23 protein-coding genes are annotated in these 22,804 nt (G+C 56.5%); 3 read left to right on the top strand and 20 right to left on the bottom strand.

All coding sequences use genetic code 11. The features are described from left to right. The 20 genes from EJA72_RS24210 to rpmH all read right to left on the bottom strand — a co-directional run bounded on the left by EJA72_RS24210 (position 1) and on the right by rpmH (position 18,449). Complete coding sequence (locus EJA72_RS24210; protein WP_178129559.1) at positions 1 to 780, bottom strand: DeoR family transcriptional regulator; 780 nt, start codon at positions 778 to 780, stop codon at positions 1 to 3. Between the two features lie 203 nt (positions 781 to 983). After that, positions 984 to 2,351 (bottom strand): bifunctional UDP-N-acetylglucosamine diphosphorylase/glucosamine-1-phosphate N-acetyltransferase GlmU, encoded by a 1,368-nt coding sequence (gene glmU / locus EJA72_RS24205; protein ID WP_157714417.1) that lies wholly within the window; start codon positions 2,349 to 2,351, stop codon positions 984 to 986. 117 nt (positions 2,352 to 2,468) lie between these two features. Next, the gene (locus EJA72_RS24200; RefSeq protein ID WP_157714416.1) at positions 2,469 to 2,894 is read right to left on the bottom strand and encodes a F0F1 ATP synthase subunit epsilon; all 426 of its coding nucleotides are present in this window, start codon (positions 2,892 to 2,894) and stop codon (positions 2,469 to 2,471) included. Between the two features lie 45 nt (positions 2,895 to 2,939). Continuing rightward, complete coding sequence (atpD, locus tag EJA72_RS24195; RefSeq protein ID WP_008155715.1) at positions 2,940 to 4,319, bottom strand: F0F1 ATP synthase subunit beta; 1,380 nt, start codon at positions 4,317 to 4,319, stop codon at positions 2,940 to 2,942. A 27-nt stretch (positions 4,320 to 4,346) separates the two neighbouring features. Further along, positions 4,347 to 5,207 (bottom strand): F0F1 ATP synthase subunit gamma, encoded by an 861-nt coding sequence (atpG, locus tag EJA72_RS24190; RefSeq protein WP_157714415.1) that lies wholly within the window; start codon positions 5,205 to 5,207, stop codon positions 4,347 to 4,349. A gap of 50 nt (positions 5,208 to 5,257) precedes the next feature. Next, positions 5,258 to 6,802 (bottom strand): F0F1 ATP synthase subunit alpha, encoded by a 1,545-nt coding sequence (atpA, locus tag EJA72_RS24185; protein WP_157714414.1) that lies wholly within the window; start codon positions 6,800 to 6,802, stop codon positions 5,258 to 5,260. 21 nt (positions 6,803 to 6,823) lie between these two features. Next, complete coding sequence (locus EJA72_RS24180) at positions 6,824 to 7,360, bottom strand: F0F1 ATP synthase subunit delta (protein WP_008027533.1); 537 nt, start codon at positions 7,358 to 7,360, stop codon at positions 6,824 to 6,826. Positions 7,361 to 7,372: 12 nt separating this feature from the next. After that, positions 7,373 to 7,843 carry a F0F1 ATP synthase subunit B gene (locus EJA72_RS24175; RefSeq protein ID WP_008027535.1) on the bottom strand — a complete coding sequence of 157 codons (471 nt, stop codon included), beginning with the start codon at positions 7,841 to 7,843 and terminating at the stop codon, positions 7,373 to 7,375. A gap of 56 nt (positions 7,844 to 7,899) precedes the next feature. Beyond that, positions 7,900 to 8,157 (bottom strand): F0F1 ATP synthase subunit C, encoded by a 258-nt coding sequence (atpE, locus tag EJA72_RS24170; RefSeq protein ID WP_002555987.1) that lies wholly within the window; start codon positions 8,155 to 8,157, stop codon positions 7,900 to 7,902. Positions 8,158 to 8,290: 133 nt separating this feature from the next. Continuing rightward, the gene (gene atpB / locus EJA72_RS24165) at positions 8,291 to 9,160 is read right to left on the bottom strand and encodes a F0F1 ATP synthase subunit A (protein ID WP_157714413.1); all 870 of its coding nucleotides are present in this window, start codon (positions 9,158 to 9,160) and stop codon (positions 8,291 to 8,293) included. A gap of 16 nt (positions 9,161 to 9,176) precedes the next feature. After that, positions 9,177 to 9,584, bottom strand: coding sequence for a F0F1 ATP synthase subunit I (locus EJA72_RS24160; protein WP_157714412.1), 408 nt, complete (start codon positions 9,582 to 9,584; stop codon positions 9,177 to 9,179). A 148-nt stretch (positions 9,585 to 9,732) separates the two neighbouring features. Beyond that, the gene (locus tag EJA72_RS24155; protein WP_157714411.1) at positions 9,733 to 10,605 is read right to left on the bottom strand and encodes a ParB/RepB/Spo0J family partition protein; all 873 of its coding nucleotides are present in this window, start codon (positions 10,603 to 10,605) and stop codon (positions 9,733 to 9,735) included. Positions 10,606 to 10,614: 9 nt separating this feature from the next. Then, positions 10,615 to 11,412 carry a ParA family protein gene (locus tag EJA72_RS24150; RefSeq protein WP_157714410.1) on the bottom strand — a complete coding sequence of 266 codons (798 nt, stop codon included), beginning with the start codon at positions 11,410 to 11,412 and terminating at the stop codon, positions 10,615 to 10,617. 18 nt (positions 11,413 to 11,430) lie between these two features. Further along, positions 11,431 to 12,075, bottom strand: coding sequence for a 16S rRNA (guanine(527)-N(7))-methyltransferase RsmG (rsmG, locus tag EJA72_RS24145; protein ID WP_157714409.1), 645 nt, complete (start codon positions 12,073 to 12,075; stop codon positions 11,431 to 11,433). Next, a complete protein-coding gene (gene mnmG / locus EJA72_RS24140; RefSeq protein ID WP_178129557.1) occupies positions 12,072 to 13,970 on the bottom strand; it encodes a tRNA uridine-5-carboxymethylaminomethyl(34) synthesis enzyme MnmG in 1,899 nt (632 codons plus the stop codon). Before mnmG ends, rsmG begins: the two co-directional genes overlap by 4 nt. Positions 13,971 to 14,520: 550 nt before the next feature. Then, entirely contained in the window at positions 14,521 to 15,891 is a 1,371-nt protein-coding gene (gene mnmE, locus EJA72_RS24135) for a tRNA uridine-5-carboxymethylaminomethyl(34) synthesis GTPase MnmE (RefSeq protein WP_157714408.1), read from the bottom strand. Between the two features lie 79 nt (positions 15,892 to 15,970). Continuing rightward, positions 15,971 to 17,656, bottom strand: a complete 1,686-nt coding sequence (gene yidC / locus EJA72_RS24130) for a membrane protein insertase YidC (protein ID WP_157714407.1) — start codon at positions 17,654 to 17,656, stop codon at positions 15,971 to 15,973. Positions 17,657 to 17,658: 2 nt separating this feature from the next. Next, positions 17,659 to 17,904, bottom strand: coding sequence for a membrane protein insertion efficiency factor YidD (gene yidD / locus EJA72_RS24125; RefSeq protein WP_052966011.1), 246 nt, complete (start codon positions 17,902 to 17,904; stop codon positions 17,659 to 17,661). Beyond that, positions 17,897 to 18,298: a ribonuclease P protein component gene (rnpA, locus tag EJA72_RS24120; protein ID WP_201116479.1), complete on the bottom strand. Its 402-nt coding sequence runs from the start codon at positions 18,296 to 18,298 to the stop codon at positions 17,897 to 17,899. The genes yidD and rnpA overlap by 8 nt, the downstream gene beginning before the upstream one ends. Before the next feature lie 16 nt (positions 18,299 to 18,314). Then, positions 18,315 to 18,449, bottom strand: coding sequence for a 50S ribosomal protein L34 (gene rpmH, locus EJA72_RS24115; RefSeq protein WP_003213577.1), 135 nt, complete (start codon positions 18,447 to 18,449; stop codon positions 18,315 to 18,317). Positions 18,450 to 19,015: 566 nt separating this feature from the next. Between rpmH and dnaA the strand changes: the two genes are divergently transcribed. Genes dnaA through recF form a run of 3 tightly spaced genes read left to right on the top strand, consistent with a single transcriptional unit; the run spans position 19,016 to position 22,803 of the window. Continuing rightward, a complete protein-coding gene (gene dnaA / locus EJA72_RS24110; RefSeq protein WP_178129555.1) occupies positions 19,016 to 20,536 on the top strand; it encodes a chromosomal replication initiator protein DnaA in 1,521 nt (506 codons plus the stop codon). A 39-nt stretch (positions 20,537 to 20,575) separates the two neighbouring features. Then, positions 20,576 to 21,679 carry a DNA polymerase III subunit beta gene (dnaN, locus tag EJA72_RS24105; protein ID WP_008155702.1) on the top strand — a complete coding sequence of 368 codons (1,104 nt, stop codon included), beginning with the start codon at positions 20,576 to 20,578 and terminating at the stop codon, positions 21,677 to 21,679. Between the two features lie 20 nt (positions 21,680 to 21,699). Then, on the top strand, positions 21,700 to 22,803 hold the full coding sequence (gene recF / locus EJA72_RS24100) for a DNA replication/repair protein RecF (RefSeq protein ID WP_157714406.1): 1,104 nt from the start codon (positions 21,700 to 21,702) through the stop codon (positions 22,801 to 22,803). Position 22,804: the final 1 nt, after the last annotated feature.

The following is a 22,804-nucleotide window of genomic DNA, read 5'->3' as shown; positions in this document are numbered from 1 at the left end:
CTATTTCTCCTGACTGACAGCCGCGCAAATCAATGTGATGCCGCGGGCCTGAATCTGATCACGTGCCTCAAGCGGCAGGCGATCATCGGTAATTAGGGTATGGACGCTGCTCCACGGCAGCTCCAGGTTAGGAATCTTGCGGCCGATCTTGTCAGCCTCCACCATCACGACGACTTCACGAGCGACTTCAGCCATGACCCGGCTCAATCCCAGCAGTTCGTTGAAGGTGGTTGTGCCGCGCACCAGGTCGATACCATCGGCGCCGATGAACAACTGATCAAAGTCGTAGGAGCGTAGTACTTGCTCGGCCACCTGCCCCTGAAAGGACTCGGAGTGAGGATCCCAGGTACCACCGGTCATCAACAGGACGGGCTCGTGTTCGAGTTCGCTCAAGGCGTTGGCGACATGCAGGGAGTTGGTCATTACAACCAGGCCCGGCTGTTGGCCAAGTTCCGGAATCATCGACGCGGTGGTGCTGCCGCTGTCGATGATGATCCGTGCATGTTCGCGAATCCGAGTGACGGCGGCGCGAGCGATGGCCTGTTTGTACTTGGAGACCGGCTGGCTGATATCGGCCACAAGTTCTTGCGGCATGGTGATAGCACCGCCATAGCGGCGTAACAACAGACCGTTGCTTTCAAGTGCCGCCAGATCCTTGCGGATAGTGACTTCCGACGTCTCGAAGCGCTTGGCCAACTCATCCACGCTGACTTCGCCCTGCTCATTGAGCAAGGCGAGGATGTTGTGACGGCGTTGAGGCGTGTTGCGCTTCGACATGATTAAGTTTCGTTTCGAAAGATAACGTAAGCAATCAAAACCTATTGTCGAAACTCCGTCAAGCGCGAAGCGATAAAAAGATCTGTGGATAACCTAAAGGAGCGAGCTTGCTGGCGATGATTCCGAGCGCGACGTTCTTCCAATGCGCACGCGTTATCGTTAACGCCATCGCGAGCAAGCTCGCTCCTACAGGAAATGTGGATAACTCAAGCTTTCTTTATCTTCTCCGGCCGCTTCCAGCCGTCGATGTTCTTCTGCCGCGCACGGCCCACCGCTAATTGTGAGTTATCCACATTCTGGGTAATCGTCGATCCGGCGGCGGTCGTTGCACCATTGGAGATATCCACAGGAGCTACCAACGAGTTGTTGGAACCGATAAACACATCCTCACCCAATACGGTTTTCCACTTATTGGCGCCGTCATAGTTGCAAGTGATGGTACCGGCACCAATGTTGGTCCGAGCCCCAACCTCAGCATCCCCCAGGTAGGTTAAATGGCCGGCCTTGGCACCTTCGCCCAAATGAGCATTTTTCAGCTCGACGAAGTTACCCACATGGGCCCGAGCCTCAAGAACAGTCCCTGGACGCAAACGTGCGAACGGACCGGCATCGCTGCCTTCACCGAGAATCGCGCCGTCGATGTGGCTGTTGGCCTTGATCACCACGCCTTTGCGCAGGGTGCTGTCCTTGATCACGCAATTCGGACCGATCACCACGTCGTCTTCGATAACGACCTTGCCTTCGAGGATCACGTTGATATCGATCAGCACGTCACGACCCACAGTGATTTCACCGCGAACATCGAAACGGGCCGGGTCACGCAGGGTGACGCCCTGTGCCATCAAACGACGGCCGGCGCGAAGCTGGTAGTGACGCTCAAGGTCGGAAAGCTGCTTACGATCGTTGGCGCCCTGCACTTCCATGGCGTCGTGAGGTTGCTCGGTCGCCACCACCAGGCCATCGCTGACCGCCATGGCAATCACGTCGGTGAGGTAATACTCGCCTTGGGCATTGTTGTTGGAGAGTCGACTCATCCAGCCGCTCAACCCTTCGACCGGCATCGCCAGAATACCGGTATTGCCTTCCGTGATGGCACGCTCGGTTTCGTTGGCGTCTTTCTGTTCAACGATAGCGGTCACGTTACCCGCGGCATTACGAACGATGCGGCCGTAACCGGTCGGGTCGTCCAGTTCGACGGTGAGAAGTCCCAGTTGTTGCGGCGCTACTTTCTTCAGCAGACGCTGCAATGTTTCGACTTCAATCAACGGCACATCACCGTAGAGAATCAGCACGGTATCGGACTTGATGAACGGCACAGCCTGGGCGACCGCATGACCGGTACCCAGTTGTTTGTCCTGCAGGACGAAATTCAGATCATCCGCCGCCAGGCGCTCACGTACGACGTCGGCACCGTGGCCGATCACGACATGAATGCGCTGTGGATGGAGTTGCCGGGCGCTGTGGATAACATGGCCGAGCATCGAATTGCCGGCAATCGGATGCAGCACTTTCGGCAAGGCCGAACGCATGCGTGTGCCTTGGCCAGCGGCGAGAATAACGATTTCAAGAGACATGACTGGCTACCAATCCTGACTGGTCAGAAACAGCGACCAGGTGATGAAAGTCGGAAAAGAAAAAAGGGTAGCCGAGGCTACCCTTTTTAATCAATCGCACAACAAGTCGATGGCGAATTAACCGCCAAACTTCTTGCGGATCTGCTGGACGGTGCGCAGCTGAGCTGCAGCTTCGGCCAGACGTGCGGCAGCAGAACCGTAATCGAATTCTGCACCACGTTCATGCAAGGCCTTCTCGGCAGCCTTAACGGCTTCCTGAGCGGAGGCTTCATCCAGGTCGGCGGCACGTTGCACGGTATCGGCAAGCACCTTGACCATGTTCGGCTGAACCTCGAGGAAACCACCGGAGATGTAAAACACCTCGGCTTCCCCGCCCTGCTTGATCAGGCGGATCGGACCTGGCTTGAGATTAGTGATCAGCGGCGCGTGACCCAGGGCGATACCAAGATCACCCAGTGCACCGTGCGCAATCACCATCTCGACCAGGCCGGAAAAGATCTCCCCTTCCGCACTGACGATATCGCAATGGACTGTCATAGCCATCTGATTGCCTCAACCTAAATTAGCGCCCGTTGCCGGGCGCCGGGATTACAGTTTCTTGGCTTTCTCGATCGCTTCTTCGATGCCGCCGACCATGTAGAACGCTTGTTCTGGCAGGTGGTCGTAGTCACCGTTGAGGATGCCTTTGAAGCCAGCAATGGTGTCTTTCAGGGAAACGTATTTACCCGATGCACCGGTGAAGACTTCAGCCACGAAGAACGGTTGCGACAAGAAGCGCTGGATCTTACGAGCACGGTTTACCAACTGCTTGTCGGCTTCCGACAGCTCGTCCATACCCAGGATCGCAATGATGTCCTTCAGTTCTTTGTAACGCTGCAGAACATACTGTACACCGCGAGCAGTGTCGTAGTGGTCCTGGCCGATTACGTTCGGGTCCAGCTGGCGCGAAGTCGAGTCGAGTGGATCGACCGCTGGGTAGATACCCAGGGAAGCGATGTCACGGGACAGAACGACGGTGGCGTCCAAGTGGGCGAAGGTGGTCGCTGGCGACGGGTCAGTCAAGTCATCCGCAGGTACGTATACCGCTTGGATCGAGGTGATCGAACCGTTTTTGGTCGAAGTGATACGCTCTTGCAGAGTACCCATCTCTTCGGCCAGGGTCGGCTGGTAACCTACTGCGGAAGGCATACGGCCCAGCAGTGCGGATACTTCAGTACCGGCCAGGGTGTAACGATAGATATTGTCGACGAACAGCAGAACGTCGTTACCTTCGTCACGGAACTTCTCGGCCATGGTCAGGCCGGTCAGTGCTACGCGCAGACGGTTACCCGGCGGCTCGTTCATCTGACCGTAAACCAGTGCCACTTTGTCCAGAACGTTGGAATCCTTCATCTCGTGGTAGAAGTCGTTACCCTCACGAGTACGCTCACCCACACCGGCGAACACGGAATAACCGCTGTGCTCGATGGCGATGTTACGGATCAGTTCCATCATGTTTACGGTTTTGCCTACACCGGCACCACCGAACAGACCAACTTTACCACCCTTGGCGAACGGGCAAACCAGGTCGATAACCTTGATGCCGGTTTCCAGCAGGTCGTTGCCGCCCGCTTGTTCAGCGAAGGTTGGCGCAGGACGGTGAATGCCCCAGCGCTCTTCGGTGTCGATCGGGCCAGCTTCGTCGATCGGGTTGCCCAGTACGTCCATGATCCGGCCCAGAGTCGCTTTACCGACCGGTACGGAGATGGCTGCGCCAGAATCGGTGACTTCCAGACCGCGCTTCAAGCCCTCGGTGGAACCCATCGCAATGGTACGAACCACGCCGTCGCCCAGCTGTTGCTGAACTTCCAGGGTGGTTTCGGCCGCGCTCACTACTTTCAGCGCGTTGTAGATGCTCGGTACGCTGTCGCGTGGAAATTCCACGTCGATAACGGCGCCGATGATTTGAACGATACGTCCGCTACTCATAGCTGGATCCTCTGAATATTTGAACCGTTAAACCGCGGCAGCGCCGCCGACGATTTCCGAGATCTCTTGGGTGATCGCAGCCTGACGCGCCTTGTTGTAGATCAGCTGCAAATCGCTGATCAAATCACCGGCGTTGTCGGTAGCGTTCTTCATCGCGATCATCCGCGCAGCTTGTTCAGCCGCGTTGTTCTCGACCACCGCCTGGTAGACCTGCGACTCCACGTAACGGACCATCAAGCCGTCAAGCAGCTCTTTGGCGTCCGGTTCGTACAGATAATCCCAGTGGTGCTTGAGTTCTTGATCCGGGGTTGCCACCAATGGAATCAACTGCTCCACGGTAGGCTGTTGCGTCATGGTGTTGATGAACTTGTTGGACACAACGCTCAGACGGTCGATACGGCCATCCAGGTAGGCATCCAGCATCACCTTGACGCTGCCAATCAGATCATTGATCGATGGCTCTTCACCCAGGTGGCTGATAGCTGCTACGACGTTGCCGCCGAAGTTGCGGAAGAAAGCCGCACCCTTGCTACCCACTACACACAGATCGATCTCGACGCCGTTTTCACGGTTTTTCGCCATGTCCTTGACCAGGGCCTTGAACAGGTTGGTGTTCAAGCCACCACACAGACCACGGTCACTGCTCACCACGACATAACCAACACGCTTTACTTCACGGTCGATCATGAATGGGTGGCGATATTCCGGGTTAGCGTTGGCCAGATGGCCAATAACCTGGCGGATGCGCTCCGCATAAGGACGGCTAGCAGCCATGCGCATTTGTGCCTTGCGCATTTTACTGACCGCCACTTTTTCCATGGCGCTGGTAATCTTTTGCGTGCTTTTGATGCTCGCAATCTTACTGCGAATCTCTTTTGCGCCTGCCATGTAACACCTATCAGGTTAGCAAGCGGGAGCCTTGCGGCTCCCGCTGCGGCTTACCAGGTTTGGGTGGCCTTGAACTTCTCGATACCGGCTTTCATGCCAGCGTCGATTTCGTCATTGAAGTCACCCTTCACGTTGATCTTCGCCATCAAATCGGCGTGATCGCGGTTGAAGAAAGCAATCAGCGCTTGTTCGAAGCTACCGATCTTGGCGATTTCAACGTCAGTCAGGAACCCACGCTCAGCGGCATACAGCGACAGCGCCATGTCAGCGATCGACATTGGTGCGTATTGCTTCTGCTTCATCAGCTCGGTAACGCGCTGACCATGCTCAAGTTGCTTACGGGTCGCTTCGTCCAGGTCAGAAGCGAACTGGGCGAATGCTGCCAGTTCACGGTACTGAGCCAGGGCGGTACGGATACCACCGGAAAGCTTCTTGATGATCTTGGTCTGAGCGGCACCACCCACACGGGATACCGAAACACCGGCGTTCACTGCAGGACGGATCCCGGAGTTGAACATGGCCGATTCCAGGAAGATCTGACCGTCGGTGATGGAAATCACGTTGGTCGGAACGAACGCGGAAACGTCGCCAGCCTGGGTTTCGATGATCGGCAGTGCGGTCAGGGAACCGGTTTTGCCGGTCACTGCGCCGTTGGTGAACTTCTCTACGTATTCTTCCGAAACGCGGGATGCGCGCTCCAGCAGACGGGAGTGGAGATAGAACACGTCGCCTGGGTAAGCTTCACGGCCTGGTGGACGGCGCAGCAGCAGGGAAATCTGGCGGTAAGCCACTGCTTGCTTCGACAGATCGTCATAAACGATCAGCGCGTCTTCACCGCGGTCGCGGAAGTATTCACCCATGGTGCAACCGGAGTACGGTGCCAGGAATTGCAGTGCTGCAGATTCCGAAGCGCTCGCAGCCACGACGATGGTGTTAGCCAGTGCGCCGTTTTCTTCCAGCTTGCGAACCACGTTGGCGATGGTCGATTGCTTCTGACCGATCGCTACGTAGACGCAGAAAATGCCGCTGTCTTTCTGGTTAATGATCGCGTCGATCGCCAGAGCGGTTTTACCGATCTGACGGTCACCGATGATCAGCTCACGCTGGCCACGGCCGACAGGAATCATGGCATCGACAGCCTTGTAGCCAGTCTGTACAGGCTGGTCTACCGACTTACGCCAGATCACGCCTGGAGCAACTTTCTCGACCGCATCGGTCTCGGTGTTGTTCAGCGGACCTTTGCCGTCAACTGGGTTACCCAGTGCGTCGACTACGCGACCCAGCAGTTCCTTACCAACCGGAACTTCGAGGATGCGGCCGGTGCACTTGGCGCTCATGCCTTCAGCCAGAGACTGGTAGACGCCCAATACAACGGCACCTACGGAGTCTTGCTCCAGGTTGAGAGCCATACCGAAGACGCCGCCCGGAAACTCGATCATCTCGCCGTACATTACGTCGGCCAGACCGTGAATCCGCACGATACCGTCAGACACGCTGACGACAGTGCCTTCGTTACGGGCTTGGGAGGTCACATCGAGCTTGTCGATGCGGCCCTTGATAATTTCACTTATTTCGGAAGGATTGAGTTGCTGCATTGCTCTGCTGCCCCTTCAAACTCAAGATTTCAATGCTTCGGCAAGGCTCGCGAGTTTGCCGCGAACCGAGCCATCGATAACCAGGTCGCCGGCGCGGATGACAATGCCCCCAATAAGGGATTTGTCTTCCTCGACTTGCAGGCGCACTTCCCGGTTGAGTCGTGCACTGAGAACCTTGGCGAGTTTGTCTTGCTGTTCTTGGTTCAATGCAAAAGCACTGGTCACTTCAACGTCTACCGACTTCTCTTGTTCGGCCTTGTACAGGTCGAACAGAGCGGAAATCTCCGGCAAAAGCGGGAGACGGTCGTTTTCGGCAACGACGTTAATGAAGTTCTGTGCCTTGGCATCAAACTTGTCGCCGCACACGTCAATAAACGTGGCGGCCTTGTCTGCGCTCGTCAGTCGCGGGGCCTTGAGCACGCGCTGCATGGTGTCGTCTTGCGACACTGCTGCAGCCAGGCCGAGCATGGCTGACCAAGAGGCCAGTTGCTGGTGGGCCTGGGCGTGCTCGAAGGCTGCCTTAGCGTAAGGTCGGGCCAACGTGGTCAATTCTGCCATGATCGCCCTCGCTTAAATTTCAGCAGCCAGTTTGTTTACCAGCTCCGCGTGCGCGTTTTGATCGATTGTGGCACCCAGGATCTTCTCGGCGCCGCCAACGGCCAGAGCACCCAATTGGGCACGCAGCGCGTCTTTGACACTGTTCAGTTCCTGCTCGATCTCGGCCTGAGCCTGAACCTTCACACGGTCAGCGTCGATACGGGCTTTTTCAACAGCCTCTTCAACGATCTGGTTACCGCGTTTCTTGGCTTGCTCAATGATTTCAGCTGCCTGAGCTTTTGCTTCGCGCAGTTGTTGACCCGCTTTATCTTGGGCCAATTCCAGGTCGCGAGCTGCTCGGGCGGCAGCGTCCAGTCCATCCGCGATCTTCTTCTGACGTTCGTGCAAAGCCGCGATGACCGGAGGCCACACGAACTTCATGCAAAACAGTACAAAAATGAAGAACGCAACGGACTGGCCAATCAGGGTTGCATTAATGTTCACGCCAACACCTCGCTCGTTCGTTACACATCACACCAATTACTCGACGATTCGAGTAATTAGCCAGCGAGTTGACCAACGAATGGGTTCGCGAAAGTGAAGAACAGAGCGATACCAACACCGATCATGGTTACGGCGTCGAGCAGACCGGCAACGATGAACATTTTAACTTGCAGCATTGGAACCATTTCTGGTTGACGCGCTGCGCCTTCCAGGAACTTGCCGCCCAACAGGCCGAAACCAATTGCGGTACCCAGTGCGCCCAGGCCGATCAACAGTGCAACAGCGATAGCGGTTAGACCAACTACAGTTTCCATCTTTCCTCCCGACTTTTACGTCGTATGGTTTAGGTTTTTTAGATTTTAAAGCGGTAAAACAAATCGTTTCATAGCCCTGTTCGGGCACCCACTCGTTTGACCGAGTGGGACATCAGACTAGTCGAGACTGGCCTTAATGGTTCTCTTCGTGCGCCATCGACAGGTAAACGATGGTCAGCATCATGAAGATAAACGCCTGCAGGGTGATGATCAGGATGTGGAACACAGCCCACGCCCACTGCAGAACTACGCCCAGGCCGCTAAGCCAGAGCAGACCACTGCCGAACATCACAGCGATCAGAATGAAGACCAGCTCGCCGGCATACATGTTGCCGAACAGACGCAGTGCCAGGGAGATAGGCTTGGCGACCAGCGTCACGAACTCCAGCAGGAAGTTCACCGGAATCAGCAGAGCCTGAACGAAGATGTTCTTGCTGCCGAACGGGTGCAGGGTCAGTTCGCCGATGAAGCCGCCGATGCCCTTGACCTTGATGCTGTAGAAAATGATCAACGCGAACACCGACAGGGCCATGCCCAGGGTGGCGTTCGGGTCAGTGGTCGATACCGCACGGAACGGAATGTGCGAATCGCCAGTGATCAGGATGGCCAGGTGAGGAATCCAGTCGACCGGAATCAGGTCGACGGCGTTCATCATGAACACCCAGACGAAGATGGTCAGTGCCAGCGGTGCAATCACCGGGCTACGGCCATGGAAGCTGTCTTTCACGCTGCCATCGACGAATTCGACCAATACTTCAACGAAGTTCTGCAAAGCACCAGGCTGACCGGAAGTCGCTTTCTTTGCCGCCATGCGGAAAAGAAGAACGAAGATCAGACCCAATGCGACCGACCAGCCGAGGGTATCGACGTGGAAAGCCCAGAAGCCCATTTCCTTGGCTTCTGCTGCGGTGTGGGCAAAGCCCCAGCCGCCGGTAGGGTGCTGACCGAAAGTCAGGTTCTGCAAGTGGTGCTGGATATAGCCCGAAGCGGTTGTTTCTGCCATGGTTGCCTCAAACGCCCTAAGGTCTCGAAAGTCTTGTTCTCATCAGCAGGGGCGCGAACCAGCTGACCAGTTGGGTCAACACGAAGACGCCGAATACAGCTAGCGGCGCCAATGGCTTCACACCTGCGAACGTCAATGCAAAGAGCACTGCGGTCAAAATCAGTTTGCCCGCCTCGCCGGCATAAAAAGACCGGACGATGGCTTGAGCTGCTCGGGCGCCGGAAAACCGAAATGCCCTGTGAGCGAAATAAACATTGGGCAGCAAGGCTATCAGGCCTCCGCAAAGTCCTGAGTACCCGGCAACGACTCCGCGCCATTGCCAAAGCGCCAAAGCGGCGATCAGCAAAACGACAAACTGAGCCATTAACACCGGAAAAACTGCCAGGCGATGGAACGGCAAGCGGTTTGGCGTGCGGCTATCCATCACTATTGCTCTCCAATGGTCGGCTGCCAGAATTCAATAACTTGGCATAATTTGTGCCGACAAAATGCGCGCAGAGTATAGGGGCGGATCTGCCCCTATTCAACTGTCAGGTAGTGATTTCCGACTGCGCGCTACATGAGGAAATGTTTCAGCGAATATGTGCAAGCACACCCTGAAGCTCATCGAGGGAGTTGTAACCGATTACCAACTGCCCTTTCCCCTTCTTACCGTGGCGGATCTGCACCGCAGAGCCTAGACGCTCAGCCAAACGTTGCTCGAGCCGGGCGATATCCGGGTCCGGCTTTACCGGTTCAGCAGGTGCCGGTTTACCACTCAACCACTGGCGAACCAGTGCTTCAGTTTGGCGCACGGTCAGCCCGCGTGCGACAACATGTCGCGCCCCTTCAACCTGTTGATTTTCCGGCAAACCAAGCAAAGCACGCGCATGACCCATTTCCAGGTCACCGTGGGACAGCATGGTTTTGATAACTTCCGGCAACGCGATCAAGCGTAGCAGGTTGGCGACGGTCACGCGGGACTTGCCCACTGCTTCCGCGACTTGTTGCTGAGTCAGCTGGAATTCCTGCTGCAAACGCTGCAGTGCAACCGCTTCCTCGATGGGATTCAGGTCTTCGCGCTGGATGTTCTCGATCAGCGCCATGGCGATAGCGGTTTCATCCGGTACATCGCGAACCATGGCCGGGATGGTTTCCTGGCCGGCCTGCTGGCTGGCGCGCCAGCGACGTTCACCCGCGATGATTTCGAAGCGACCGCTACCGATCGGACGCACCACGATCGGCTGCATAACGCCCTGGGCCTTGATCGACTGCGCCAACTCTTCCAGCGCCTGAGGATCCATGTCCCGGCGTGGCTGGTACTTGCCGCGCTGGATCAGGTCCAGGGGCAGGTGCTGCAGTTCGCGTAGATCCGCCTGTACGGCTTGCTCTTCGAGCGAGCTGACAGTCGGACCGCTCAGCAGTGCATCCAGTCCACGTCCGAGACCTCGTTTCTTGACGGCCATGGGGATTCCTTAAGTTGCCTGAGCAGCGGCGATGCGTGAGTTTTTGCGTTGACGGCGAACCATCTCGCCCGCCAATGCCAGATAGGCAATCGCGCCCCGCGATGTTTTGTCGTAGGCCAGCGCCGGCATGCCATAGCTTGGCGCTTCGGCCAGGCGGATGTTGCGTGGAATCACCGTATCGTAGAGCTGCTCGCCGAAGTGTTCCTTGAGCTGCGCCGAAACGTCGTTCATCAGGCTCAGACGCGGGTCGTACATGGTCCGCAGCAAACCTTCGACTTTCAGGTTCGGGTTCAGCAACTCAGCGATGCGCTTGATGTTATCCACAAGGTCGCTCAAGCCTTCAAGCGCGAAGTACTCGCACTGCATGGGGATAATGACCCCATCGGCGGCGACCAATGCGTTCAGCGTCAGCATCGAAAGCGACGGCGGGCAGTCGATCAAAATGTAATCGTAGTTTTCACGGATTGGCGCCAACGCGCTGCGCAGGCGGCTCTCCTTCATCTGCATTTCCAGCAGAACCACTTCAGCCGCTGTCAGGTCGCGGTTGGCCGGCAACAACTGGTAACCACCGTGCTCGGAGAAATGCATGGCCTGAGCCAGGTCACACTCGCCGATCAACAGGTCGTAGACCGAGTTCTCCAGGCCGTGTTTATCCACACCGCTACCCATGGTGGCGTTGCCCTGTGGATCGAGATCGATCAGCAAAACCCGACGCTTGGTAGCGACCAGGGAAGCTGCGAGGTTGATGCAGGTGGTGGTTTTACCCACACCACCTTTTTGGTTCGCAATCGCGAATACCTTAGCCATTCTTGCTTGTGTTCCCAATCATGCCGTGCGGCGCAGTATCAGCAGATGGCGTTGGCCTTGGCAACCAGGTACGGCCAGGGCGTGTTCGCTATCGAGGTGGAAGTCTGCCGGCAATGCTACCAGCTCATCGGCCGGATGAACGCCCTTCATTGCCAGCCAGCGTGTATCGGCATCCCCGAGGTGGCGCGTCCAGTTGCTGAAGTTCTCCATGCTGCTGAACGCCCGGGAGATGATCCCGTTGAAAGGCTGTGCAGGCTGGAACGCTTCGACGCGACTGTGGATAACCTGGAGGTTATCCAGTTTGAGTTCGAGTTTGACCTGGGTCAGGAAGCGGGTTTTCTTGCCGTTGCTGTCCAGGCAGGTCACTTGCGAGTCTGGAAACAGGATCGCCAACGGAATGCCCGGCATGCCGCCGCCGCTACCGACGTCCAGCCAGCGGCCGTCTTCGATGAACGACATCACGCTCAGACTATCGAGCAAGTGACGGGACACCATTTCATCCGGATCGCGCACCGCGGTCAGGTTGTAGGCCTTGTTCCATTTGATCAACAGGGCCAGATAACCCAGCAGCTGCGCGTGCTGGGCTTCGGTCAATGTGACACCGAGCTGGCGAGCACCTGTGGATAACTCTTCGGCGTGTTGCGAGGTGACCAACGAACTCAAGCGCTTTGCTCCAACTGACGGCCCGCGCCGCGTTTTTTCAAATGAATCATCAACAGCGAAATCGCTGCCGGTGTGACGCCCGGAATGCGTGACGCCTGGCCCAGAGTCTCTGGACGGGTCGCACCTAGCTTGCTCTGGATCTCTTTGGAGAGACCGGAAATGTTCGTGTAATCGATATCCACAGGCAGCTTCGTATCTTCACTGGCCCGCAGACGCGCGATTTCGTCTTGCTGACGATCGATGTAACCGGCGTATTTGGTCTTGATTTCGACCTGTTCGGCGACCTGTGGATCTTCTGCGCCCCCGCCAGTGACGGCGATCAGGCCCGCGTAGTCGATTTCCGGGCGGCTCAGCAGGTTGAGCAAGTTGTACTCGTGGGTCAGCGGTGTACCGAACTTCTCGGAAATCGCATCGCCCTGCTCGGTGCCCGGACGAACCCAGGTGCTTTTCAGGCGCTGTTCTTCGAGGTCGATACTTTCGCGTTTCTTGCAGAAAGCCGCCCAACGCGCATCATCGACCAGACCCAGTACGCGGCCTTTTTCGGTCAGACGCAGGTCTGCGTTGTCTTCGCGCAGAATCAAACGGTACTCGGCGCGGGACGTGAACATCCGGTACGGCTCTTGGGTACCGAGCGTGATCAGGTCGTCGACCAATACTCCGATGTAGGCTTCGTCGCGACGCGGGCACCAGGCATCTTTGCCCTGCGCACGCAGTGCCGCGTTGGCCCCGGCCAGCAAACCCTGGGCGCCGGCTTCTTCGTAACCGGTCGTGCCGTTGATTTGTCCGGCGAAGAACAAGCCGCCAATAACTTTGGTTTCGAGGCTGTACTTCAGGTCACGCGGGTCGAAGTAGTCGTACTCGATGGCATAACCCGGGCGAACGATGTGCGCGTTTTCCATGCCGCGGATCGATTGCACGATCTGCAATTGCACGTCGAACGGCAAGGATGTGGATATCCCGTTCGGGTACAGCTCGTGCGTGGTCAGACCTTCCGGCTCGATAAAGACCTGATGGCTTTCCTTGTCGGCAAAGCGATGGATCTTGTCTTCGATCGATGGGCAATAGCGCGGACCGATGCCTTCGATCTCACCGGCAGCGGAATACATCGGCGAACGGTCGAGGTTCGCGGCAATGATTTCGTGGGTACGGGCATTCGTGTGGGTAATCCAGCAACTGACCTGCCGTGGATGCTGTTCCTTGTTGCCCATGAACGACATCACCGGAATCGGCGTATCGCCCGGTTGTTCGGACATCACCGAGAAATCCACAGACCGGCCGTCGATACGCGGCGGAGTACCGGTTTTCAAGCGACCCACACGCAGTGGCAGTTCACGCAGACGGTGAGCCAGCGCGATCGATGGTGGATCACCGGCGCGACCGCCGGAAAAATTCTGCAAACCGATGTGGATAAGTCCACCAAGGAACGTACCGGTGGTCAACACCACGGAATCGGCGAAGAAACGCAGGCCCATTTGGGTGACAACACCACGAACCTGGTCCTGTTCGACGATCAGGTCATCGGCGGCTTGTTGAAATATCCACAGGTTCGGCTGGTTTTCCAGAATTTCGCGGACAGCGGCTTTGTACAGAATCCGGTCTGCCTGAGCGCGAGTTGCACGCACGGCGGGGCCTTTACGGCTGTTCAACACGCGAAACTGGATGCCGCCTTTATCGGTAGCCATGGCCATCGCGCCGCCAAGGGCATCGATTTCCTTGACCAGATGGCTTTTGCCGATGCCACCAATGGCGGGGTTGCAGCTCATGGCGCCGAGGGTTTCCACGTTATGCGTCAGCAACAGGGTTTTTGCCCCCATACGTGCTGACGCCAGTGCTGCCTCGGTACCGGCATGACCGCCGCCGATGACGATCACTTCAAAACGGGAAGGGAAATCCACCACGCACCTCGTGCCTGCTTAAGTAGGTAATTCAGGAATAGTTTGGGCCCAGGTTTATGGACCAGGTCGGCAAGTATAGGGACTTCGCCCTTCCTAAAGAACCCTTTGCACAAAATTTAACCAGCTGTGGAGAAGTCGCGGTTATAGAAATTAAAAAGAGAGAAATTTATTAAATCTTTGTTTTTATGTTTATTTCTACTGGGCATAGTTTCTGTGGATAGATTGATACAGGCCTTTAAATTCAATGTGTACAGAGATTCAAAACCCTGTGGTCATGTGCCAAGGAGGCCCTTGGATAACCGGTGTAAGCCTGTGGATGAAAGGGGTGGTTATCCACAGATGCGGTTATCTTCAGTTTTCAGACCCTGTTATCAACTGCCCTTAGTGGCAGTTATTCACAGGGCTTAATCCACAGAAAAGCGCTCGATGACCAAATTCCAGGCACGGAAAATTCGCTCAAGCACAAATAATTTGCTCGGCACTGGGAGATATTTGAAGAAAGGGAGGGTACAGACAGGCACGAACGGCCTGTCTGTGGACAGCGGGAGGGTTACTTGCCGATGCAGAAACTGGAAAAAATGCGTCCAAGCAGGTCATCGGAGCTGAAGGCACCGGTTATTTCGCCCAAAGAATGCTGCGCTTGTCGTAAATCCTCGGCCAGCAGTTCGCCCGCACCCGCCAGGGTCAGCTGCGCACGGCCGTGCTCGAGGGAAGCACTGGCATGTCGCAGGGCTTCCAGATGACGTCTGCGAGCGCTGAAGCTGCTCTCCGATGTCTGCTCGTAGCCCATACAGCTTTTGAGGTGGTCACGCAGCAGTTCCAGGCCGGTGCCGGCAGACTTTGCACTGAGGCTGATGGTGACGTGGCCATCTTCACTGACTTCCAGGGCAATCGGCTCGCCCGTGAGATCTGCCTTGTTACGGATCAGCGTGACTTTGGCCGGGTCCGGACGGGTTTCCAGAAACTCTGGCCACAGTGCGAACGGATCAAGTGCCTCCGGGGCCGTCGCGTCGACGACCAACAGCACACGATCAGCCTCGCCGATGGCTTTCAACGCCCGTTCAACGCCGATTTTTTCCACATGGTCATCGGTATCCCGCAGGCCTGCGGTGTCGACAACGTGCAGTGGCATGCCATCGATGTGGATATGTTCGCGAAGGACATCCCGGGTGGTGCCGGCAATCTCGGTGACGATTGCAGCCTCTCGACCCGCCAGCGCATTCAGCAAACTGGATTTACCGGCATTCGGGCGACCAGCGATCACCACGGTCATGCCGTCACGCAACAATGCACCCTGCCCGGCTTCACGCAGTACAGTGGATAACTCGTCACGCACTTTATCGAGCATGCTCAGTACATGGCCATCGGCGAGAAAGTCGATTTCTTCTTCCGGGAAGTCGATAGCGGCTTCAACATAGATCCGCAGGCCAATCAGCTGCTCAGTGAGGTTATGCACACGTGCGGAGAATGCGCCTTGCAAGGAACGCAGTGCATTTCGTGCTGCCTGTGCAGAACTTGCCTCGATCAAATCAGCGATCGCCTCGGCCTGAGCCAGGTCGAGCTTGTCATTGAGAAACGCGCGTTCGCTGAATTCCCCCGGTCGGGCCAGCCGACATCCCAGCTCCAGGCACCGTTTGAGCAGCATATCCAGCACGATCGGGCCGCCGTGGCCCTGGAGTTCCAGCACATCTTCGCCGGTAAACGAGTTCGGACCGGGGAAATACAGTGCGATGCCTTGGTCCAGCACCTCGTCGTTTTCACTGAGGAACGGACCATAGTGGGCAAATCGCGGCTTGAGTTCGCGACCGCCGAAGGCCTTGGCAGCGACGCTCGCCAGTGGCCCCGAAATGCGGACGATGCCTACACCGCCGCGACCTTGAGCGGTGGCGACGGCGGCGATGGTTTCACGAGGAACGCTCATAAACCGGTATCCAGACAAAAGTGACAGATAGCAAAACGCCCCACTAGGGGGCGTTTTGAGTGGTTATCCACAGTGTAAATCAAGCGGCTGCTTTGGTAGCTCGTTCGATTTTACGTGTGATGTACCACTGTTGGGTGATGGACAGGCAGTTGTTGACTACCCAATACAGCACCAGACCTGCAGGGAACCACAGGAAGAAGAAGGTGAAGATGATTGGCATCAGCTTCATCACCTTCGCCTGCATCGGATCCGGAGGTGTCGGGTTCAACTGCTGCTGGATGAACATGGTTGCGCCCATGATGATCGGCAGAATGAAGAACGGATCCTTGATCGACAGGTCGGTAATCCACAGCATGAACGGCGCTTGGCGCATTTCAACGCTTTCGAGCAGAACCCAGTACAGCGAAAGGAAAACCGGCATCTGCACGAGGATTGGCAAGCAACCACCCAGCGGATTGATCTTCTCTTTCTTGTACAGCTCCATCATGGCTTGCGACATTTTCTGCCGGTCGTCGCCATGTTGCTCTTTCAGTGCGGCCAGTTTAGGTGCCACTGCGCGCATACGAGCCATGGATTTGTAGCTGGCAGCCGACAACGGGAAGAAAAGCCCTTTGATCAGCATGGTCAGGAAGATGATCGACCAGCCCCAGTTACCGACGATCGCGTGGATATGTTGCAGCAGCCAGAAGATTGGCTGGGCAATGAACCACAGAATGCCGTAGTCGACAGTCAGTTCCAGGCCTGGGGACAACTCTTTCAACACAGCCTGGCTTTTCGGACCGGCGTACAGCACAGCGCTGGTTTCAGCTTTTGCACCTGGTGCGACAGTGATTGCTGGCGCGGTGTAGCCGATGATGTAGTTGCCTTTGCTGTCTTTACGGGTCTGGACGACATTGTTTTCGCCCTTCGCCGGAATCCACGCGGTCACGAAGTAGTGTTGCAACCAGGCAACCCAACCACCGTTAACGGTTTCTTTCAGCTGAGCCTTGTCCATGTCCTTCATCGACACTTTCTTGTACGGCTCGTTACTTGTCCACAGGGCGGCGCCCAGGTAAGTCGCGGTGCCGGTGGCCGTGCTGGAAGAAGGATCGGAACTGGCGTCACGCTTCAATTGCGCGAACATCGCACCCGACCAAGGCTTGGCGCTTTCGTTGTCGATCACGTAGGAAACGGTGACGTCATACAGGCCACGTTTCAAAGTGAAACGCTTGATGTAGTTGACGCCGTCCTTGCTGAACTTCAGGTCCACGACCAATTGGTCCTGACCGTCAGCCAGTTGGTAGATCTTCTTCTCCGAGGAGTAAACCGGACGACCGGCAGGACTTGCGTCCGGACCGTCGGTACCAATCAAACCACTTTGAGCCAGATAAGTCCGTTCGTTGCCGTTATCGAACAGCTGGAATGGAATCTCCGGATGGTCCTGGCGACGTGGATACAGCGGCAGCGTCAGCTGGGCAACATCGCCACCCTGTGGATCGATAGCCAGGTTGAGCACATCCGTTTTGATCTGGATGAGGTCTTTGCTTACCGCTACTGGTGTTTCAGCAGGTGCGGTAGCACTGGTATCGCTTGCGGCGCGTGGAATGTCGTCACTGACAGAAGCATTATTGCCAGTCGCCGTGTCCGGTAGGCCCGGTGCGGTAGTACTGGAAGCAACATTCTGAGTCGGCAGGGCAGCCTGGCCATAGTCCTGGTTCCATTTAAGAACCATAACGTAGGACACGATTGCCAGGGCGACGATCAGGATCGTGCGTTTGATATCCATGATTACTCGGCCATCGAAGAAGAACGGGAGGTAGGGATAGATGGAACCGGGTCATAACCACCGGGATTCCACGGATGACAGCGACCTAAACGACGAAAGGTCAGCCAGCCACCGCGCAGAAGGCCATGATTTTCTATGGCTTCATACGCGTAGCAGGAACAACTGGGGTAGAAACGACAGTGACTGGCCATCAGAGGACTAATGGCATAGCGATAAAACTGGATCGGAACGAGTGCCAGTTTACGCATCGGGACTGTCTACCCCTACAGTTTCGGCTTTGACTGCTGGTACCGGCGTGCTGCGTGCCAGACGCTTCCAGAGTTTGCCGAAATGCTGAATCAATTCGGGGTTTTCTACGTCACCCAAACCTTTGCGCGCGACGATAACAATGTCCCAGCCGACCAGTGAATCCTGGTGCAGACGGAACGATTCGCGCATCAGACGTTTGAGGCGATTGCGCTCGACGGAGAGCTTTACGCTCTTTTTCCCGATAACCAGCCCTAGACGGGGGTGATCGAGATCGTTATTGCGCGCAAGGAGCAGGAGATTTTTCCCCGGAACCTTGCCGGTAGGGGAGTCAAAGACTGCCTTGAAATGCCGGGGAGTAAGCAGACGCTTTTCCCGACTGAAGTCCTGACTCACCTCCAGTGCCGGCTTATCAAACTGCCAGACGCGCACGACCTTTGGCGCGACGACGCGACAGAACGGCACGACCGTTCTTGGTAGCCATGCGAGCACGGAAACCGTGGGTACGAGCGCGTTTGATAGTGCTTGGTTGGAAAGTACGTTTCATTGTCGTGTTACCTGGTTCGTCCACAACGGGCCGGAATGGCCCCCGTTTTAAGAGACCGGGGATTCTAGAGAAAGCAAGCCTCTAGGTCAATTTCCAACCAACGTTTCCTTATAAATAGATCTCCAGGCGTTTGGCGCTGCATCGTCCTTCGCTAGATATAAAAATAAAGAAGGGAATTATTTAAAGCTTTTCTGTAAAGCTTATAAAAGCTAGGGAAGCGATCATCTGTGGATAACTGGCTCTAGCCCTTAAAATACAAGCTGTACAGAGAATGACAACTACAGTGGAAAACGGTGGTAACCCTGTGCTGCGCTGTCGGATAAGCTGTGGGCGAAAGGGCTTGTTATCCACAGGTGAGTTATCCACTGAGCTTACCCCCCACTTGTGCAATGAGCTCAGACCCGGTTATCCACAGAGCTTATGCACAGACCATTGGTCGTCTTTTTTTCGTATAAGGCGCTGATTCTTCTTGAGTGACGGACACGCTACGTGTGGATAAGTCGGCGTCTGGTCGCTACAATGGCCGCTTGTTTTTGCCTCACCGGCTTTCAACTTAGGGGATATCCGTGTCAGTGGAACTTTGGCAGCAGTGCGTGGAGCTTTTGCGCGATGAGCTGCCTGCCCAACAATTCAACACTTGGATCCGTCCACTACAGGTCGAAGCCGAAGGCGACGAGTTGCGTGTCTACGCACCGAATCGTTTTGTTCTCGACTGGGTCAACGAAAAGTACCTGGGCCGCGTCCTTGAACTGCTGGATGAGCACGGCAATGGCTCAGCGCCTGCGCTTTCCTTATTAATAGGTAGCAAACGCAGTTCGGCACCGCGCGCCGCGCCCAATGCGCCCTTGGCCGCCGCAGCGTCCCAGGCTCAGGCTGCTCAAGTACCTGCCAGCCCGTCGGCGCCGGCACCGGTAGCGACACAGACCAAGCGTTCGACGCAAAAAGTGGCTGAGGTCAGTGAAGAGCCGTCTCGCGACAGCTTCGACCCAATGGCCGGCGCCAGCTCGCAGCAGGCTCCGGTTCGTTCCGAGCAGCGCACGGTGCAGGTCGAAGGTGCGCTCAAGCACACCAGTTACCTGAACCGCACCTTCACCTTCGAAAACTTCGTTGAGGGTAAGTCCAACCAACTGGCGCGGGCTGCGGCCTGGCAGGTGGCGGACAACCCCAAGCACGGTTACAACCCGCTCTTCCTTTATGGCGGCGTCGGCTTGGGTAAAACTCACTTGATGCACGCTGTGGGTAACCATCTATTAAAGAAGAACCCGAATGCCAAGGTCGTGTACCTGCATTCCGAGCGCTTCGTGGCCGACATGGTCAAGGCGCTGCAACTGAACGCGATCAACGAGTTCAAGCGTTTCTACCGCTCGGTGGATGCGTTGCTGATCGATGACATTCAGTTCTTTGCCCGCAAGGAGCGTTCGCAGGAAGAGTTTTTCCACACCTTCAACGCTCTGCTCGAAGGTGGCCAGCAGGTCATTCTCACCAGTGACCGCTACCCGAAAGAAATCGAAGGCCTTGAAGAGCGCCTTAAATCCCGCTTTGGCTGGGGCCTGACCGTTGCCGTAGAGCCGCCAGAGCTGGAAACCCGTGTTGCGATCCTGATGAAAAAGGCCGACCAGGCCAAAGTCGATCTGCCCCACGACGCGGCGTTCTTCATTGCCCAGCGTATTCGTTCCAACGTCCGTGAACTGGAAGGCGCGCTGAAACGCGTAATCGCCCACTCGCACTTCATGGGGCGCGACATCACCATCGAGCTGATTCGCGAATCCCTGAAAGACTTGTTGGCACTGCAAGACAAACTGGTCTCTGTGGATAACATTCAGCGCACCGTCGCCGAGTACTACAAGATCAAGATCTCCGACCTGCTGTCCAAACGTCGCTCACGTTCGGTCGCTCGTCCGCGTCAGGTTGCCATGGCACTGTCCAAGGAGCTCACTAACCACAGCTTGCCGGAAATCGGCGATGTGTTTGGTGGCCGTGACCATACGACTGTTCTGCACGCCTGCCGCAAGATCAACGAACTTAAGGAATCCGACGCGGACATCCGCGAGGACTACAAGAACCTGCTGCGTACACTGACCACTTGATGAACACCAGCGCAGCTTATTAAGGCAAGGGACTAGACCATGCATTTCACCATTCAACGCGAAGCCCTGTTGAAACCCCTGCAACTGGTCGCAGGCGTCGTCGAGCGCCGCCAGACCTTGCCGGTGCTCTCCAACGTGCTGCTGGTTGTCGAAGGCCAGCAATTGTCGCTGACCGGTACCGACCTGGAAGTCGAGCTGGTCGGTCGTGTGCAACTCGAAGAGCCGGCTGATCCAGGCTCCATCACCGTGCCTGCGCGCAAGCTGATGGACATCTGCAAGAGCCTGCCTAACGACGCGCTGATCGACATCAAGGTCGACGAGCAGAAGCTGGTGGTGAAGGCCGGCCGCAGCCGCTTCACCCTGTCGACACTGCCAGCCAACGATTTCCCGACCGTTGAAGAAGGCCCGGGTTCGCTGACCTGCAGCCTCGAGCAAAGCAAACTGCGCCGTCTGATCGAACGCACCAGCTTCGCCATGGCCCAGCAGGATGTGCGTTACTACCTGAACGGTATGCTGCTGGAGGTTTCTGAAGGCATCATCCGCGCTGTGGCCACTGACGGTCACCGTCTGGCCATGTGCTCGATGAAGGCTGATATCGGTCAGCCGGATCGCCATCAGGTGATCGTCCCGCGCAAGGGCATCCTTGAACTCGCGCGCTTGCTGACCGAGCCAGACGGCATCGTCAGTATCGTCCTGGGCCAGCACCACATTCGTGCGACCACCGGTGAATTCACATTCACCTCGAAACTGGTCGACGGTAAATTCCCTGATTACGAGCGCGTCCTGCCAAAAGGCGGTGACAAGCTGGTACTCGGCGATCGTCAGGCCCTGCGTGAAGCGTTCAGCCGTACCGCGATTCTGTCCAACGAGAAGTACCGAGGCATCCGACTGCAACTGGCCAACGGTCAGCTGAAAATCCAGGCGAACAACCCGGAACAAGAGGAAGCGGAAGAAGAAGTGGGCGTCGAGTACAACGGCGGCAATCTGGAAATCGGCTTCAACGTGAGCTATCTGCTCGACGTGCTGGGCGTGATGACCACCGAGCAGGTTCGCCTGATCCTGTCTGACTCCAACAGCAGCGCGCTGGTGCAAGAGTCCGACAACGACGACTCGGCTTACGTTGTCATGCCGATGCGCCTGTAATCATGCTTAGCAGAAGCTAGATGTCCTTAAGTCGCGTCTCGGTCACCGCGGTGCGCAATTTGCACCCGGTGACCTTCTCCCCCTCCCCCCGAATCAATATTCTTTACGGCGCCAACGGCAGCGGCAAAACCAGTGTGCTGGAAGCCATTCATTTGCTGGGGCTTGCCCGTTCGTTTCGTAGCACCCGCCTTTTACCGGTTATCCAGTATGAGCAGCTTGCCTGTACGGTGTTCGGTCAGGTGGAGTTGGCCGAGGGTGGGCATAGCGCCCTGGGAATATCACGCGATCGCCAAGGGGAGTTTCAGATCCGTATCGATGGGCAGAATGCTCGCAGTGCGGCGCAGCTGGCGGAAATCCTTCCTCTGCAGCTGATCAACCCGGACAGCTTTCGCTTGCTCGAAGGTGCGCCGAAGATCCGCCGGCAGTTCCTCGACTGGGGCGTGTTCCACGTGGAACCGCGATTCATGTCCACCTGGCAGCGCTTGCAGAAGGCCTTGCGCCAGAGAAACTCTTGGCTGCGGCATGGTACACTTGACGCCGTTTCGCAAGCGGTTTGGGACAGGGAACTGTGCCAGGCCAGCGCTGAAATAGATGAATACCGCCGCGCCTACATCAAAGCTTTGAAACCAGTCTTTGAACAGACCTTGAGCGAATTGGTTGAGCTGGAAGGTTTGACGCTCAGCTATTACCGGGGCTGGGACAAGGACCGCGAACTAAGCGCCGTGCTCGCTGGGTCTGTTCAGCGGGATCAGCAAATGGGTCATACCCAGGCCGGACCACAACGCGCTGATTTGCGCCTTAGATTAGGCGCACATAACGCTGCGGACATCTTGTCCCGCGGACAGCAAAAGTTGGTGGTGTGCGCATTGCGTATTGCCCAAGGGCATTTGGTCAGCCAGGCCCGACGCGGCCAGTGTATTTATCTGGTGGATGATCTGCCGTCCGAACTGGACGAGAACCACCGCCGCGCGCTTTGCCGCTTGCTGGAAGACTTACGCTGCCAGGTGTTTATCACTTGTGTAGATCACGAATTATTGAGGGAAGGCTGGCAGACGGAAACGCCAGTCGCCCTGTTCCACGTGGAACAGGGCCGTATCACCCAGACCCACGACCATCGGGAGTGAA

Source organism: Pseudomonas sp. PB120 (genome assembly GCF_009761815.1).
Taxonomy (GTDB): Bacteria; Pseudomonadota; Gammaproteobacteria; order Pseudomonadales; family Pseudomonadaceae; genus Aquipseudomonas.
This window is presented reverse-complemented; position numbering and strand designations above follow the sequence as displayed.

Bases quoted from the DNA above. Each gene is read 5' to 3' on its own strand.
- rpmH (WP_003213577.1), bottom strand. From the start codon at position 18,449: ATGAAACGTACTTTCCAACCAAGCACTATCAAACGCGCTCGTACCCAC.
- mnmE (WP_157714408.1), bottom strand. From the start codon at position 15,891: ATGAGCGTTCCTCGTGAAACCATCGCCGCCGTCGCCACCGCTCAAGGT.
- atpB (WP_157714413.1), bottom strand. From the start codon at position 9,160: ATGGCAGAAACAACCGCTTCGGGCTATATCCAGCACCACTTGCAGAAC.
- atpD (WP_008155715.1), bottom strand. From the start codon at position 4,319: ATGAGTAGCGGACGTATCGTTCAAATCATCGGCGCCGTTATCGACGTG.
- EJA72_RS24180 (WP_008027533.1), bottom strand. From the start codon at position 7,360: ATGGCAGAATTGACCACGTTGGCCCGACCTTACGCTAAGGCAGCCTTC.
- EJA72_RS24155 (WP_157714411.1), bottom strand. From the start codon at position 10,605: ATGGCCGTCAAGAAACGAGGTCTCGGACGTGGACTGGATGCACTGCTG.
- EJA72_RS24200 (WP_157714416.1), bottom strand. From the start codon at position 2,894: ATGGCTATGACAGTCCATTGCGATATCGTCAGTGCGGAAGGGGAGATC.
- yidC (WP_157714407.1), bottom strand. From the start codon at position 17,656: ATGGATATCAAACGCACGATCCTGATCGTCGCCCTGGCAATCGTGTCC.
- glmU (WP_157714417.1), bottom strand. From the start codon at position 2,351: ATGTCTCTTGAAATCGTTATTCTCGCCGCTGGCCAAGGCACACGCATG.
- dnaN (WP_008155702.1), top strand. From the start codon at position 20,576: ATGCATTTCACCATTCAACGCGAAGCCCTGTTGAAACCCCTGCAACTG.
- EJA72_RS24160 (WP_157714412.1), bottom strand. From the start codon at position 9,584: ATGGATAGCCGCACGCCAAACCGCTTGCCGTTCCATCGCCTGGCAGTT.
- EJA72_RS24150 (WP_157714410.1), bottom strand. From the start codon at position 11,412: ATGGCTAAGGTATTCGCGATTGCGAACCAAAAAGGTGGTGTGGGTAAA.
- yidD (WP_052966011.1), bottom strand. From the start codon at position 17,904: ATGCGTAAACTGGCACTCGTTCCGATCCAGTTTTATCGCTATGCCATT.
- atpA (WP_157714414.1), bottom strand. From the start codon at position 6,802: ATGCAGCAACTCAATCCTTCCGAAATAAGTGAAATTATCAAGGGCCGC.
- atpG (WP_157714415.1), bottom strand. From the start codon at position 5,207: ATGGCAGGCGCAAAAGAGATTCGCAGTAAGATTGCGAGCATCAAAAGC.
- atpE (WP_002555987.1), bottom strand. From the start codon at position 8,157: ATGGAAACTGTAGTTGGTCTAACCGCTATCGCTGTTGCACTGTTGATC.
- recF (WP_157714406.1), top strand. From the start codon at position 21,700: ATGTCCTTAAGTCGCGTCTCGGTCACCGCGGTGCGCAATTTGCACCCG.